The 12,748-nt window shown below is 71.5% G+C and carries 9 protein-coding genes; 4 read left to right on the top strand and 5 right to left on the bottom strand.

Features of this window, described 5'->3' with window-relative positions; genetic code table 11:
• The first annotated feature begins 93 nt into the window (after window positions 1–93).
• From ACYVDG_RS13650 to ACYVDG_RS13635, 4 genes are all read left to right on the top strand, one after another.
• On the top strand, window positions 94–2,625 hold the full coding sequence (locus ACYVDG_RS13650; protein WP_460750916.1) for a serine/threonine protein kinase: 2,532 nt from the start codon (window positions 94–96) through the stop codon (window positions 2,623–2,625).
• A gap of 610 nt (window positions 2,626–3,235) precedes the next feature.
• Window positions 3,236–3,841: a hemerythrin domain-containing protein gene (locus ACYVDG_RS13645; protein WP_460750913.1), complete on the top strand. Its 606-nt coding sequence runs from the start codon at window positions 3,236–3,238 to the stop codon at window positions 3,839–3,841.
• 184 nt (window positions 3,842–4,025) lie between these two features.
• Complete coding sequence (locus ACYVDG_RS13640; RefSeq protein WP_460750908.1) at window positions 4,026–6,314, top strand: serine/threonine protein kinase; 2,289 nt, start codon at window positions 4,026–4,028, stop codon at window positions 6,312–6,314.
• A 164-nt stretch (window positions 6,315–6,478) separates the two neighbouring features.
• Window positions 6,479–8,569 carry a serine/threonine-protein kinase gene (locus tag ACYVDG_RS13635; protein ID WP_460750904.1) on the top strand — a complete coding sequence of 697 codons (2,091 nt, stop codon included), beginning with the start codon at window positions 6,479–6,481 and terminating at the stop codon, window positions 8,567–8,569.
• Between the two features lie 63 nt (window positions 8,570–8,632).
• Here ACYVDG_RS13635 and ACYVDG_RS13630 read toward each other — a convergent pair whose 3' ends face one another.
• The 5 genes from ACYVDG_RS13630 to ACYVDG_RS13610 are packed head-to-tail and all read right to left on the bottom strand — an operon-like array spanning window position 8,633 to window position 12,722.
• Window positions 8,633–9,532: a type II secretion system F family protein gene (locus tag ACYVDG_RS13630; RefSeq protein ID WP_460750901.1), complete on the bottom strand. Its 900-nt coding sequence runs from the start codon at window positions 9,530–9,532 to the stop codon at window positions 8,633–8,635.
• 42 nt (window positions 9,533–9,574) lie between these two features.
• A complete protein-coding gene (locus tag ACYVDG_RS13625; protein ID WP_460750898.1) occupies window positions 9,575–10,507 on the bottom strand; it encodes a type II secretion system F family protein in 933 nt (310 codons plus the stop codon).
• Between the two features lie 49 nt (window positions 10,508–10,556).
• A complete protein-coding gene (locus tag ACYVDG_RS13620) occupies window positions 10,557–11,882 on the bottom strand; it encodes a CpaF family protein (RefSeq protein WP_460750895.1) in 1,326 nt (441 codons plus the stop codon).
• Between the two features lie 52 nt (window positions 11,883–11,934).
• Window positions 11,935–12,348 carry a TadE/TadG family type IV pilus assembly protein gene (locus tag ACYVDG_RS13615; protein ID WP_460750891.1) on the bottom strand — a complete coding sequence of 138 codons (414 nt, stop codon included), beginning with the start codon at window positions 12,346–12,348 and terminating at the stop codon, window positions 11,935–11,937.
• Window positions 12,345–12,722: a pilus assembly protein gene (locus ACYVDG_RS13610; protein ID WP_460750969.1), complete on the bottom strand. Its 378-nt coding sequence runs from the start codon at window positions 12,720–12,722 to the stop codon at window positions 12,345–12,347. Before ACYVDG_RS13610 ends, ACYVDG_RS13615 begins: the two co-directional genes overlap by 4 nt.
• Window positions 12,723–12,748 lie beyond the last annotated feature (26 nt).

Below are 12,748 nucleotides of genomic sequence, written 5' to 3'. Positions count from 1 at the left end.
TCACGAATTAGGTAGATTCGCAGAACCACGGGATTGAATGTGCTATCCCCGCACAGCCCACCACAACCGTCCCTGATGTGTGGAAAGCTGCCAATGGACTTCTCCCTCCCCGCCCTGCCGCCGAACGTCACCCCCCTGACCGACGGCGACCCGACCCAGGTGGGCCGCTACCGGCTGATCGGGCGCCTCGGTGCAGACGGCATGAGTACCCTGTTCGCCGCCGTCTCCCCGGACCACGAGGCGATAGCCCTCAAGATCGCCGCGGCCGAGTGGGCCTCGGGCGCTGACCAGGGCGGAGAAGGCACCCTCATACGCCAGGCCGGCGGCGTGTGCGCGGTGGGGGCGCGGGACAGCGGTATCCACGAGGGGCGCCCGTGGTCGGCCATCGAGTACGTCCCGGGGTTCGGGCTGCGGCAGCACGTGCGGATGCGCGGGCGTTCGGGCGGTAACGAGCTGTTGGTCCTGGCGGCGGGTGTGGCCGAGGCGCTGGCCACGGTCCACGGGACGGGGGCCGTACACGGGGACGTGCGGCCCGGCAACGTGGTGGCGGCGGCCGACGGGCCCAAGGTGCTGGACTTCGGCATCACCCGCCGGATCGAGGGCGCGGCGGCGGTGCAGAGCGCCAAGAGCCTCGGGTGGCTCGCGCCGGAGCGCTACGACGGCGCGGCCGCCTCGGAAGCCACCGACGTGCACGGTTGGGCCTGTCTGGTGGTGTTCGCCGCCACCGGGGAACCGCCGTTCGGGACGTCCCCGGCCGGGCACACTCCGGGACGGATCCCCGGGCAGATCCTCTGGGAGATGGCCCGTCGGGCGCGTGAGGCCCGGGTCGACCTGAGCGGACTCCCGGAGGAGCTCAGGCCGCTGCTGGTGCGGGCGTTCTCGCCGGACCCGGCGGCGCGCCCCTCCGCCGAGGAGGCGTACCTGGAGTGCCTGCTCATGCTCGGCATCGACGAGCAGGCTACCGCCGACACCTGGCCGGACCAGCTCCGCGCCCTCATCGCCGAACACTGGCCGGAACCGGACCTGAGCTGGCACGACCCGGCCCGGTGGACGGACGCGGCGCTCGCCCTGAGCGAGGGACAGCAGGTGGCGGGCCCCGGCGCGGGATCGGACTCCGAGGCGGGCGGTTCGGGTGCGGCGGGGGCCGCCGGAGTCGCTGGAGCCGCCGGGGCGGCGGCGCTCAGCGGGGCCGCTGGAGCCGCCGGGGTATCTGGAGCACCGGGTGAGTCCGAAACGGCGGAGGCGGCCGTAGCAGGCGGGGAGCCTGGAACGCCGGGGGAGCCCGGTGTGACCGGTGGCTCCGGTCAGGAGCCCGCGGGAACGGCCTCCGCGGCGGCTTCCGGTCCGGGCCCGGGTTCGGGAGAGAGCTCGGGATACGCGGACGCCGAGGAGGAATGGGGCCCGGAAGAGGCCGCCGAAGCGTACGGACACGTGCCGCGCGGCGAGCCCTCCGTGGTCCCCGGGATGCGCAGTGCGGGCACGGCCGGGCAGGGCGGCGGGGCCGCCGCGTACCTGTTCGGTCCCTCCAACACCGGCGGCCACGACCTGACGGCCACCGAGGCCGAAGAGATCGAAGAGGACGACGACGGGGGCAGCCGGGTCAAGCGGCTCGGGGTGTGGCTCGGGGTGGGGGCGCTCGGCATGGCCGCGGCCCTGGGCGGCGGTTACCTGCTGTTCGACGCGCTGAGCGAGTCGCCCGCCGACACCGTCTCCGACGAGTCCACCCAGGAACCGGCCGCCGGCGCCGCCGGCGCCGACGAGGACGACGAGGACGAGGAACCCGAGGAGGAGGTCCCCGCCCCCGAAGCGCTCGCCTGTGACGACGCCGACCGGGTCAGCGCCCAGGAGGAGCAGGCGCACTGGCGCCCCTTCGACCCCGAAGCCGCCTCCGTCGACGTGTACCTCTCCCTGCTCACACCGGTCGCCGAGGGCGAATCGGTGGTCGACTCGGAGATCTGGCCGTTCGCCATCCCCGTCGACCACGACACCGTCGACTTCGGCCTGGCCACGCCGAGCCTGCACGCCTTCCCGGTGGTGAGCGTGTGCATGACCGGCGCGGAGGCCACCGCGGACGGCACCGAGTTCACGGTCGAAGTCGACTACCACCCGAACGTGGGCAGCCACCACGTGTACGCGGAGGACTTCCTGACGCTGCTGCCGCTCGAGCCGGACACCAACGGCGGGGCGGACAAGGAGGTCCTCCGGGGCGGGAACGGCGACGAGCTCGGTGCGCCGCTCTCCACGCTGGCGGTGCTCAGCCCGGAGAACCCGTCGGAGGAGCTGACCGTCCTGGTCCCGGGCTCCCCCGACCGGGCGGGCGTGGCCTACCGCCCGGCGGCCCACTCGGAGGCGCTGGTCCACGATCTGAGCGGTCACTGCTACGACGTGGACGGCACGCTGGAGTGGCGGGGCGAGGACGAGATGGGCTCGGGCTTCTTCGCCCTCCCCGGCGCGGCCGGTGAGCACGACATGTCTGACTGCCCGAGCGACGAGCTGGAGGGCGCAGCCGGGGCCGAAGGCGAGGCCGGTGCCGAGGGCGATGCCGAGGCCGAAGGCGAGACCGGCGCCGAGGGCGACGCTGGGGCTGAGGAGGGCGCCGGTGCCGAGGGCGACGGCGGGCCCTAGGGAGCTGCGGGGCCTGAGAGTGAGGGCCCTGAAGGACTGTGGGCCCTGAAGGGCTGCGGGGCTCCGGCTCCCCTTCGGCGCGGTTTCCGGGCGTGTGGCGGATGGTGGGCAGCATGGGGTGTGCGGGCGCTGGGGACCCCCCGATTTCCACGTTAGGAGCGCCGCGATCGCGGCGCCAGAGGGACTTTCCGAGCTGTGGACAACTCCGGCAGACCTGGCCCCACCTCCGCGGTCCGGCTAGGATGACGGCGCGCCGCGTGCTTCCGACCAAAGAGCAGTGGGCCGGTCGGACGGTATGGAGGCGCCTTGATCTGCCGGGGAGCCAATCGTGAGCACACACTTCGCGTACCGAATCTGAGCCGGGGCCTGTGCGAGCGCGGCCGTCGAGCCGCGCCCCGAGCCGCATAGCTGCTCAGCCGCCCATGGTGTACGCGTCCATTGACGCGAGAAGACCGAAGGCGGCTTCCCCGAACCACCACCCTCCCGGAGCCCCGGCTGTCTGCCCTGACCCGTGACACCCCGGCCGCGCCCCGGGACCCCCGCGCTGGAACCCGCGCCACAGGTGTGTCCGGGCGGCCGCCTCCACAGAACCCAGTGAGAGGACCGACCAGTGACAGACAAGGACCAGACCGCCCAGAAAAACCAGGGCCACCAGGTCGACCAGACCAACCTGACCAAGCAGACCAACCTGGCCAACCAGAGATCAACCACCGGTACTAGCGGTACCACCGGTCCGGACGAGCCGGTCGAGGCCACCAACCTGGCGGACAAGCTGTTCGAGGTACACGGGTGGCTGCGCGACCAGCTCCGGCAGGTGCGGGCCGAAGCGGAGGCCTACCTGGCTGAGCGGGAGGCCACCGGCGGCGGCAAGGTCCCGCCGGGGTTGAGCTTGCAGATCCGCCAGCACTGCCTGGCCTTCTGCGAGTCCCTGCACTTCCACCACACCAGTGAGGACACGATGTTCCCCCGCCTGGCCGAGGGTTACCCGCACCTCAAGGAACCGGTCGAGCGGCTCATCGAGGAGCACGAGGTGGTCAACCGGATCCGCGCCGAACTGGAGGGGCTGCTCGCCGACCTGGAGACCGCCGACCCGGTCCGCTTCCTGGCGGAGCTGGACCGGATGGCGGAGGAGTTGGCGGCCCACCTGGAGTTCGAGGAGGGGTCGCTGATCCCGACCCTCTCCGAGATCCCCTTCCCGCCGCCTTCCGGCACCTGATGCAGTGACCGCCCGGGCGTGGGTGGCCGGAGCGAGCCACCCGCGCCCCCGCCCTGGTCAAAACCGTCCGCATCGCTCATCATGAAGCCAACCGGGCGCGACCAGCGGCCCTGAACCCCGATCGAACCGCCTTGGCTCCGCCCCGGCCTGAGGATTCTGCCCCGGCTGCCGAAAGCGATCCCCCATGGCTTCGACCCCGGTCCTTCCTCCCTTCGTCAGCCCGCTCGGCCAGGAAGACCCGGCCGTGGTGGGCGGGTTCCGGCTGATCGGCCGCCTGGGGAGCGGCGGCATGGGCACCGTGTACGCGGGGGTGTCCGACCACGGGGAGCGGGTGGCGGTGAAGATCGCCCACCCGGCGTTGCGTGACGCGGCTCGGTTCGAGCGCGAGGTCGACCTGATGCGCAGCGTCGAGGGGGTGTGCGGGGTCGGGGTGCACGCCACCGGGGCCTACCAGGGGCGTCCGTGGGCGGCGATCGAATACCTCCCCGGTCTGGACCTCAACCGCCACGTACGGGGGAGCGGCCCGCTGACCGGGGAACCGCTGGTGCTGCTCGCGGCGGGGTGCGCCGAGGCGCTGACCGCGATCCACGGGGCGGGGATCGCGCACGGCGACATCAAACCGGGCAATGTGCTGATGGCGCCGGGCGGGCCGAAAGTAGTCGACTACGGGATCGCGCGACGGGTCGACACCGCGCCACCGGCGGGTACCGCGGGAAGCCTGGGCTGGCTGGCACCGGAGCGGTATACGGGGGCGGCGCCGGACCGGAGCTCGGACGTCTTCGCCTGGGCCTGCCTGGTGGTGTTCGCCGCGACCGGGCGACCGCCGTTCGGTCGTCCGCCCGCCGGAACCGACCGGCGCACCGCGGTGCTGGAGATGGCGCACAGGGCCAGGACGGGGGATATCGAGCTGGACGCCCTGCCGGAAGGGTTGAGGCCGTTGCTCCGGCGGGCGCTGTCGTCGGACCCGGCGGGGCGTCCTTGGGCCGAGGAAGCGTATCTGGAGTGCCTGCTGTTGCTCGGACCGGAGGGCGACCGGCCGTGGGCGGAACGGTTGCGCGGGCTGCTGGGGCGGTACTGGCCGCGGATCGACACCGGTTGGGATCGGCCCGAGCGGTGGCTGGGCGCCGCCGTGACCCTGGCGGCCACCGCCAGCTCCGCCCCGTGGAGTGATGCCGGGGGTTCGGGGACGGCCGGTTCGGCGCCGGAGAGCCCTCGAGGCCCGGAACAGGACGGCGCACGAGAGCCGGCCGCCTCCGCAGACGCGTCCGGGTCCGTCGCGGAATCCGCTCCGTCGGCGTCGGACTCGGCAGGTACCGCCGCCTCACAGCAGACTGGCCCGCCAGTTCCGGCAAAGGACCCGTCGGTTCCCGTGGCTCCGTCCGGTACCGGCGTAGCCGTGCGGTCCGGGGGATCGACGGCGGGTACGTCAGGAGCTCTGGGTTCGGTGCAGTTCACGGCCCTTGTCTGCGTGTTCCTCCTCATCACGGTGATCGTCGCCGGTGGCGGATCGCACTACCTGAACTCCCTCATCCGGCCGACGGCCGAGGTAGCCGCCCCTTCTGAGCCCGCGGCGCCGGACCAGGCCGAGCCGACAAGTACGCCCCCCGGACCCGCGGCGGACCCGAACAACCCGCCTACCCCACCCGCCCCCGAACCGGAACCCGCTCCCGAACCGGAACCCGCCCCCGAGCCCGCTGTCGAGCCGCGTCCCACAGGAATGGACCTCGCGGAGGAGGCCCGGGAGACCTTCCTCGCAGCGGACAGTTTCGAGGTCCTGATAGTTCAGCACGGAACCCGCACACTGGAGCCGTACCAGGAACTGCCGGAGGCGACGGGCAGCGGTTTCCCGACCTTCGTCTCCAGGGTCAGGTATGAGGAGGGTGTGATGGCCTGGCTCGACCAACAGCTCGCCCCCACCGGGGGGACCTGGAGCAGCGAGGTCGTCAAGGACGACGGGCAGACCGCTATGCGGGCAGGGGAGGCGTACGAGCTGGAACCGTGGGTGGAGACGGGGCCGGCCACGGAGGGTTTCGTCGACGTCCTCTTCCCGGAGACCCCCATCGATGCTTGGCAGGTGGCCGTCGAACACGGGAGCGTCGACGACGAGCGTGAGGAGACCTTCACGCAGTCGGCACCTCCATCGGCAAGTGACGGAAGTGTGGCGGGTGGAGCGTTCGTCAGCGAACCCGCGGTGCTGTTGACCGGAGGTCTGGACGACAACGAGGAGGAGTTCGTTCTGGTCACCGGCGAGGACGGGACGCCGATCAGCCTTTCGTGGTCGGGTCTGTTCGAGGTCGCGGATGCTTCGGCCCGAATGCCGGTTCCTACCACTTCGTCGATGGGGTCCGCGCACTACATGAACCCGGACACCATGGAAATCCCCTCCCACTGGCACGCTGAGTACACCTTCGTCAGCCTCGACGAGAGTGTGGGAATCGAAGCCCCGGATCCCTCCGAGGTCGTCCCCGAATAGCCGACCCCGGGAATTGTGAAAATCTCGGATCGGATCTCGTTTTCAGAAAAGGCCGGCCTTTATCAGGGGCGGTGGTGTCATTCGGCGCGGCACAGGATAATGTGCGAGGACATTCCTGGAGAAGGGTCTGCGCGCGAGGCCGCGCGGTGTGACGGAGGCACGGTTTGGTCGAGGTCGGCGCCAGCGTAGGAGGCCACCGCCTGGTCCGCCTGCTGGGGCACGGCGGTTTCGGCTCGGTCTACCTGGGCGAGAGCCCCGCGGGGGAACTCGGCGCCGTCAAGGTCATGCACCCCCAGCACGCCGACGACCAGGGGATCCGGGAACGGTTCGCCCGCGAAGTGGAGCTCGCCCGGAAAGTGGCGTCGTTCTGTACCGCGAGGGTGGTCACGGCCGACCCGCACGCCGATGCCCCCTGGGTGGTCACCGAGTACGTCGAGGGGGAGACCCTCCACCACACCGTGCGCACCGGCGGCCCGCGCGTCGGCGCCGAACTGGAACGGCTCGCCGTCTCCACCGCCACCGCCCTCGCCGCGATCCACGCGGCGGAGATCGTGCACCGCGACTTCACACCCGCCAACATCATGCTCGCCCCGGACGGGCCCAGGGTGATCGACTTCGGGGTGGCCCGGGCCCTGGAGGGTTCGACGACGCTCTCCAGCTCACTGATCGGTACACCGCAGTACATGGCGCCCGAACAGATCTCCGGCGAGCCGGCCACCTCCGCGATCGACCTGTTCGCGTGGGGCTCGGTGATCACGTTCGCGGCCACCGGCAAGGCGCCCTTCGACGGGCCGCACCCGGCGGCGATCCTGCACCGGCTGGTCTCCGAGGAACCCGACCTCAACGGTGTCCCGGAGGCCCTTCGCCCCGTCGTGGTCCGGTGCCTGGACAAGGACCCGGCCAAGCGTCCCACCGCCGCCGAACTCCTCTCCCTCCTCATCGCCGTTTCCACGCTCCCGGCCCCTGAGGAGTCCGGCCAGGAGGAGCCGGCCCCTGAGGAGCCCGTCCCGGAGGCGGTGCAAGCGCCCGCCCCCGACCGGCAGGCACCGGCCCCGTCCGCCCGAACGGATTCCCCGCACCCCCGGCCGGATCCCCCGGAGTGGCCCCTGCCGTACCGCGGCGACCTCAGCGAGCCGTTCGCGTTCGCTGGCAGGGAGTACCAGTACCCCGGCGACCTCGCCGAAGCCATGAGCCACCGCTGGGACGACGCCGTCGGCATGCTGGAGTCCCGCTCCGGCAGGGAGGCCCTCGCCACTTGGCTACCCCCGGGTTCCCCGGCCCGGCGCGGCGTCGAGAACGAGCAGCGGCTCAGCCCCGACGTGGAAGTTGCCTCACTGGTCGCGGTCGTGCGCCCGGACCTGCCGCCCACCTACCGGGGCACCGACCTGACCCTCGCGGGGATCGCCCGCCTGGCGTCCGCCTCCCACCAAGAGCCGCGGCTGAACGCGGCACTCCAACAGGGACTGCTCTGGTCGCTGGCCCCGCACCACTGTGCCGAACCCGACCACGCCTGCGCACCGGACCGCCCCTGCGACGTCTACCGGGAGCTGGCCCGACAGTTCCCGGCCGCCGCCGACCTGGCCGACCGGTACCGGCGCTGGTCCGCCCACCTGAACGGCAGGTTCACCGACCCGCGCATGCGCGTCGACACCGACCCCGCCACCCTGGTGTCCCGCCTGGCAGAGGAGCTGACCAGCGACCGGGCCGACGGCGAGGCAGTGGACGCCGCCGCCGAACAGGTGCCCCCGGGCCCTTGGCGCGACGCCCTGCGCAACAGCGGGCTCGCAGCCCCGGCCGAACGCCGCCGAGCGGCCGCGGCCGCCATCCGCACGGTCACCGGGACGGTCCGGGGCGCCGACCACGCCCAGAAGCGGCTGGGCGGCCTGAGCAGGATGGAGGAGAGCCGTGCCGCGCTGGAACGGGAGGCCAACTTCAGCTCGGTGGTCGCCTTCCTCGGAGCGGGTGTGGTCACGCTGGTGTGCGGGGGCATCGTCATCCCCCTGTTCGGGGATTTCGCCATCTTCCTGGTCGAAGGCGCCGTGCTCCTGACCGCCATCGGTTTCGCCTGGGCGGGCTTCTACACCTTCCAGAAGAGGCGGGAGCTGCCCCGGATCCCGCCCAGCGGCGAGATCGAGGCCGTCCGGCGGCTGATCACCGACGGCGACCGCTACCAGGCCGAGGGCACCCTGAAGCGGGCACTCACCGCCCTCCCCCAAGCCACCGGCCCGGGGTCCCGGCCTTCCCGTACCCCCTGAACGGGGCGGCTCCGCACCCCGAGGGTCCCGACCCGGTAGCACCGCACCCGCCGTCAACGGTGGCTAGCCGCTGCCGAGGATGGCGCCGAAGTCGACCTCGGTGCCCAGGAACATCGAGCCGACGATAAGGATCAGCAGGCCCGGGAGGAGGGTCGTGGCGGTCACGATGGTCACCCGCGGGTTGAGGCGCTGAGCCTTGCGGCGCATGTACTGGGCGTCGGCGCGGCGCATGTCCTGGCTGATGTTCACCAGGGTGTCGCTCAGCGGGGCGCCGAGCTCCTCGGCCTGCTGGATGGCGGTGACGAACTTGCTCAGGGACTCGTTGCGGTTGCGGCGGCGCAGGGACTCGAAGGCCTCCCGGCGGGAGGTGCCCAGTTCCATCTGGCGGAGGGCGACCGTGAACTCGTCGGCGAGGATTCCGGGCATCGAAGCGGCGACCCGGCCGACCGCGGCGCGGAAGGACATGCCCGCGCTCACGGTGACGGAGAGGACGTCCAGGAAGTCCGGCAGCTGCGACTGCACCTGGTCGGCGCGCTCCTGCGCCTGGACGTACAGGTTCAGGTCGGTGAGGGTCGCGAACGCCAGGACCACGAGCGCGAGGAACGTGTTGCCCGAGGAGAACAACAGCAGGGCGAGGCCGCCGTACAGGGCCACCTCGCCGATCTTGCGCTGGACGTACCGCCGCAGGGTCAGGCCGTCCACGCCGCCGGAGGCGTCGATCCTGCGGGCGATGGACGCCTTCTGCTTGTCACTCAGGGATTCCAGCACGGCGTTCCTGAAGGGGCGCCCGATCATTTCGGTGATCCTGTGCAGAACGAAGGTCTGGTCGCTCTTGGTGGGCGGTACTTCCGGCCGGTCGTCCACCGGCACGCGTGTCTGCGACATGGTCAGGTACAGGCCGTAGGCGCCGACCATGACGACCAGCGCGGAGGCCAGCGCGACCGTGAGGGGCAGGAGGTACATCGGGGGCCGTCCTTCGGGGGTGGGTCTGGCAGGGGGCCTTGGTCACAGCCTGAACCTGGTGATCCGGTTGACCAGCAGGAAACCGATGAAGAACAGTGCGGCCACGACCAACAGGACCGCGATCCCGGCCCCTGTGGTGGTCATCGTCCGCATGATCCCCGGCTCGATCGCGTTGATCATGAACAGGGCACCGACCGACATGAACCCGAGGGCCCACACGGTGCTGGTCGTCTCGCTGAGGATGGTCTGCACCTCGCGCCGGGTCTCCTTACGGCTCTCCAGCGTGGAGGAGATGTTGCGCAGCGCCGTGACCAGCGAACCACCGGACCTGGAGGCCACCACCAGGGTCGACAGCAGCACCCCGAGCTCCCGGGAGGGCATGCGTTCGCGCAGCTCGGCGACGGCCTCCTCGAAACTCGCACCCAGCTTCATCGCCTCGGTCATCCGCCCCAGCTCCTCGCCGGCCGGACCGTCCAACTCGTCCGCCGCGATCGCCACCGCCGTGGGGAGCGCGAGCCCGGCCGCGGTCGCGTTGCCCAGCACCCGGGCCAGGTCGGGCAGTTGTCCGGTGAACTCCTCGCGCCGCTTGGTCTCGGCCCGGCGCAGGTAGGAGAAGAACAGGAACGCCACACCCGCAGCGGCCAGCAGACCGAAGAACGGCGCCAGGATCTGCCACACCACCACGACCGCCAGCAGCGCACCGCCCACCAGCGCCACCAGGAACGTGGACAGCCGGGCGTCCGTGCCGGAACGCGCCAGGCGGCGGCTGAGCCGCCCGCCCCACTGCGTGCGGTGCAGGCGGGCGTCGAGCCGGGCCATCGGGGTGGACGCGTCGTACTCCGCCTGCTCCAGGGCACTGCGTGCGGCGATCATCCGCCGGTGCTGGGAGCTGGCCACGAACTCCCAGATCGCCCACAACAGCAGTAACAGGACCAGGGCGGTGCCGCCGAGGATCGCCATGATCTGCCAGTTCACCCGTTCTCCCTTCGGGTCGGGCGCGCCCGGAAGGACGCGGGGACGGCGCTCACCAGCTGCCCTGGGCGCGTTCGTCGGAGACCACTCCGAACACGGAGGGGATGGTCTCGCCCACGTGGTAGATCCGTCCGGCGATGTGCCGCGGCAGCGGGTAGTGCCGGTACTCGCCCTCCACGGTGCGTTCGGTGCTCATCGGCAGCGCCGCGAACTCCATCAGCCGGTCCAGCCGGAACTCCTCACGGCGGCGCGAGGACACCACGGAGATCTCGTTGATGCGCCGGGAACCGTCCGGCCAGCGGCCCAGGTGCACGATGGCGTCAACCGCGTTGTTGATCTGGTCGCGGATGGCCTCGTAGGGGACGAGCGCCTCGCTCATGGTCGCCAGGGTCTGCAACCGGTGGATGGCGTCGTCCGAGGAGTTGGCGTGCACCGTCACCAAGGAGCCGTCGTGGCCGGTGTTCATCGCCTGGAGCATGTCGATGGTCTCGGCGCCTCGGACCTCGCCGACGATGATGCGGTCCGGGCGCATCCGCAGCGCGTTGCGCACCAGGTCGCGGATGGCGATCGCCCCCCGGCCCTCGATGTTGGCCGGGCGCGACTCCAGCCGCACCACGTGTTCCTGCATCAGCTGGAGTTCGGCGGAGTCCTCGATGGTGACGATCCGCTCGCTCGCGGGCACGAAGGCCGACAGCGCGTTGAGGAAGGTGGTCTTACCGGTACCGGTACCGCCGGAGACCACGATGTTGAACCGGGCCCGGACCATCGCCGACAACAGCACGCCGGTGGCCTGGTCCAGGCTGCCCATCCGCACCAGGTCCTCGATGGGGTAGGGCTTGGGGAAGCGCCGGATGGTCAGTACCGGCCCGGACAGCGACAGCGGCGGAATGACGACGTTGACGCGCTCGCCGCTGGGCAACCGGGCGTCCACCATCGGCGAGGACTCGTCCACGCGCCGGTTGACCATCGAGACGATGCGGTCGATGGTCTGGTACAGCTGCTCCTCGCCGTTGAAGGCGGCGTCCACGCGCTCCATGCGCCCGCCGCGCTCGACGAACACGTTGTCCGGACCGTTCACCATGATCTCGGTGACGCTCTCGTCGGCCAGCAGCGGCTCCAGCACACCCAGGCCCAGCGCCTCGTCCACGACCCGCCGGATCAGCACCGAACGCTCGCGGTCGGACAGCACCGGTCCCTCACGGGAAAGGAGGTGCCCGACCACCTTCTCCAACCGGACCCGGCGCTGGGCCAGCGTCAGCCGCGACAGGTCCTCCAGGTTGATCTCGTCCAGGAGGCGCCGGCGCCAGTGCGTCACACTGCTCCGGTCCGCGCGGTCCTCGACGGCGCGGTCCTCTTCCAGGCGGTCCTTCAGCCCCATGTTCCTCGTCTCCTCCTTCGGTGGTCTGCCGTGGCGGCGTGCGGCGGCCGGCTCACACGTTCGGCATGTCCACCCGTCGGGTCAGCGTCAGGTCGAAACCCACGGCCGAGAACACGACCGGCAGAGGGTGGGAGACCTGGACGTAGTACCCGTCGCTGTCGTTGGCGCCGCTGGTGACGTCGGCGTCGCCCAGCCAGCTGGGCAGGGCCTCGTGGGCCGCGGCCTCGGCCCCCTCCAGCTGCTGGGTTCCGGCCACCCGGGCCCCGGCCCGGGCCGCCGACTCGATCCGTTCGATCGCCACGAAGGCCAGGAAGGCCTCGATCGCCACCACGGCGGTGATGAGCAGGATCGGCAGGATCGCGGCGAGCTCCAGGATGGGTCCGCCCCGGTCGGAGTCCCGTCGGGGCTGTCGGCCGAACAGCAGGCGGTGTAAGCGTCGCGGGCCCGGTCGGTTCTCGCGGGTCACGGGTCCACCCCCTCAGGGTTCTGGGGGTCCCCTTGCGGGGTGACCTCGGGGACGACCTTCGCCTCACCGGTGATGTCCCACGGGCCGGACGTTCCGGGCAGGAACACCGGCATCGCCAGTGTCACCTGCGCGTAGCGGGCCCCCTCGCGCTCGACGACCTCGGTGGTGAGCACGTCCGCGCCGTCCCACGGAGACATGACCCTCTTGCGCGCCTCCTCGTCCACGCGCTCCATGTCGTCCGGGGTGACCGCCGCCTGCCGGGCCGCCTCCGCGGCCCCGTGCGAGGCGTACATGGAGGTGATGCCGATCAGGAGTACCTGCCAGACCAGTGCCAGTGCCAGCATGAGGAAGGGCACCACCGCGGCGAACTCCACGATGACCCCGCCCCGGTCGCGCTGGT

This window comes from Nocardiopsis oceani, from assembly GCF_054777395.1.
This window is presented reverse-complemented; position numbering and strand designations above follow the sequence as displayed.